Below are 2,364 nucleotides of genomic sequence, written 5' to 3'. Positions count from 1 at the left end.
TGGTAGGCATTTGAAGAACAAATGGTGCGTCATTCTTGTAATCGCTTATAACTAGATATGCATCTTTCGACTGCTTCGCCATCATTTTAACTTTCCATTCTCCTACATCCATTTTATCAAATTTAAATGTTCTAATTGTTGCACCACCAAAGAAAGATTCTTCTTCACCAGTAGTTATAACGCTATCCTTATTTGTATACATTTTTCCTTTTGGTGATATCATTTGTACTTCTACATTAGACGAAGCAGTTAATATAGAAACGATTCCTTCTGACTTTTTATCAACTGTAACAGTTTGCTCTATCCACTGATTTTGTGGCAATTCTCCGCCTAAAATGTTTTGGTTTGAAGTTGTATTTAATTGTTCTATGTTTTCATTTGAACTAGTGCTGGATGCTACTAAAGCTGGTACGGCTACATTTGATGTACGTAAATATGGTTCAATTCGTGAGAACACAGCAGATCCTTTTCGTATATTATCATGATCAAATCTGGAATCTGTAAATAAATGAGTTCCATACGGCAACTTAGCACTCCACTCATTTACTAGTCCATCATTTGAACCGTATGATGACAAATATAATCCGCCCATGGATAACGCCGAGAATACAGGGCCCCAACTAGTTCCCGTAACTGTATAATAACGGTTTAATTTAGCTGCTGGATTATTATCAATCGTTGAACGAAATTTTGCCATTTCGCCCATTTGTAATGAGTACGTACCATCATCTTTTTGACCTAATATAGAGGCAAGCCATCCCGCCCACCAACTATATGATAAATCAGCTAAGTTTGATCCATGATGTGGTGTCGCAAGCGTAATAACATTTCCGACAAATCGATTTGCACCATATCCTACTAATGCAGCCTGTGTATCGATACCGCCTTTACTATGTGCTACAATATTAACTTTTTTACCAAAATGATTATATATTTCTTCTAATTTTTGTGCTAACAATTTTCCGTTGTCCCACTGACTAGCTGATCCTTTTCCAGCAGCATCATATAATTGTATAAATACTGTTTGATAGCCTGCTTTCAAAGCATAGTCATACATATCATTTATATCGTGATACACTGTCTTTCCATACCAACTATCAGCATTCCCATTCCTTCCTTGTACAAAAAGAATTGGAGGTTTATTCTCATCATAATTTGCAGGTTTTTGCCCTAAAAACCAATCTCCAGGTGTAAAGACTTCTTGATCTGGAAAGCCTGTTTTAAGCTCTTTTACAACTTCTGCTCGTACATTTGTGCTAATCATTGGAACCATGATAAAAAATACAATTAGTAAGGCAACACATCTTCTCATCAATCGCATGTTACTCCCCCCACTTTTTTTGAAAGAAGGTGCTCTTTGTAATTTTTTATCTTCTTTCTTAATACTAGATAATCTTTTTACTTAAACAAAATCTTGTCCCTATTCTCAAGAGATTACTAGTACCCCTTCTTCCTTAACACACGTTATTCTCTTTGTTTCTATCTCTTCCTTTTGAGAGAACACTATAAAAAAGTTTCTCAATAATTGTTAACCGTACTAAATCCAAATATCTCTTAATCATCATTGTCTATATAAAGTATACAAATCTTGAAAAAACTTTAGAAAAATAACACTTTATTACTACCTAGTTATAAAAAAAGAGGAATGAAGATATGTACTTTTATTTAATTTAATACAAAACAAACGAATAGAAGCTTATGCTGTAAGACTTTCCTACGCCGAAAGATTAAACTGAAATTTCTAAATAGATAATAAGGTTTTCAGAAACATATATTATGATAATTTTCGCAGACTTGAATTAAACTTTTAGAAGTACTAACCTAGCGGTGAGCAGAAGAAAATTCTGTAAAAAGAAAGGAGAATGCTTTATGTTGACCAATTTACAAAAGGAGTTTTTTAAACGACTAAAAATTCCTGTAAAAGAAGTAACATTTGATGATTTAAATGAAATCCTCTTAAAGATGGGCTTGATTCTTCCCTATGAAAATCTCGATATTATGGCTGGTACGATTAAAGATATCTCAAAAAAGAACTTAGTAGAAAAATTACTTATTCAAAAACGAGGCGGTCTTTGTTATGAATTAAACTCCTTATTGTATTACTTTTTAATGGATTGTGGGTTTCAAGTATATAAAGTAGCTGGTACTGTTTATGATCTTTACGATAATAAATGGAAACCCGATGATGGTCATGTCATTATCATATTAAATCATAATAATAAAGATTATGTTATAGACGCGGGTTTTGCATCTCATCTACCTTTACATCCAGTCCCCTTTACCGGAGAAGTCATCTCTTCTCAAACGGGAGAATATCGAATTCGCAAACAAATGACCCGAAAAGGTACACACATTTTAGAAATG

At 33.3% G+C, this 2,364-nt stretch carries 2 protein-coding genes; one reads left to right on the top strand and one right to left on the bottom strand.

Annotation, left to right across the window (positions count from 1 at the left end; translation table 11 throughout):
- On the bottom strand, positions 1-1,321 hold a 1,321-nt coding region (locus RCF13_RS12755; RefSeq protein WP_308141228.1), incomplete at its 3' end, for a hypothetical protein.
- Between the two features lie 548 nt (positions 1,322-1,869).
- Here RCF13_RS12755 and RCF13_RS12750 point away from each other — a divergent pair.
- Positions 1,870-2,364 (top strand): arylamine N-acetyltransferase (locus RCF13_RS12750; RefSeq protein WP_308141227.1); only part of this gene is annotated, 495 nt, incomplete at its 3' end.

Source organism: Stenotrophomonas maltophilia group sp. RNC7, assembly GCF_030910085.1.
GTDB classification, from domain to species: domain Bacteria; phylum Pseudomonadota; class Gammaproteobacteria; order Xanthomonadales; family Xanthomonadaceae; genus Stenotrophomonas; species Stenotrophomonas sepilia.
This window is presented reverse-complemented; position numbering and strand designations above follow the sequence as displayed.